This window comes from Lentimicrobium sp. S6 (assembly GCF_013166635.1).
Lineage (GTDB): Bacteria > Bacteroidota > Bacteroidia > Bacteroidales > UBA12170 > UBA12170.
Window position 1 is genome coordinate 1 of the sequence record NZ_JABKBZ010000306.1, and the last position, 353, is coordinate 353.

Consider the following 353-nt stretch of genomic DNA (forward strand, 5'->3'; position numbering starts at 1 on the left):
TTGTATCGACGATGTCCCAGTGATGAGCAATTTATCTTGGACAGATAATTGCGATGGTTCAGGAAGTGTAGCCGGAACAGACGCTGCTATAGTTGGCACAGATTGTAACGGAACTGTCACCAGAACATGGACTTATACAGATGGCGGAGGAAATACAGCATCTACAACACAGATTATTACTGTATTAGATAATGTTGCTCCAACAGCCAGTAATCCAACTGATATCACCATAGAATGTATCGCCAGTTTACCAGCGGCCGATATTTCAGTGGTAACAGACGAAGCTGATAATTGTACAGCTAACCCAACAGTAGCTTTCGTATCCGATTCTGATGATGGATTAAGCAATCCAA

At 42.5% G+C, this 353-nt stretch carries 1 protein-coding gene; it reads left to right on the forward strand.

From position 1 onward, the window contains the following. A partial coding sequence (locus HNS40_RS22830; RefSeq protein WP_172285000.1) for a hypothetical protein occupies positions 1-353 on the forward strand: 353 nt, incomplete at both ends.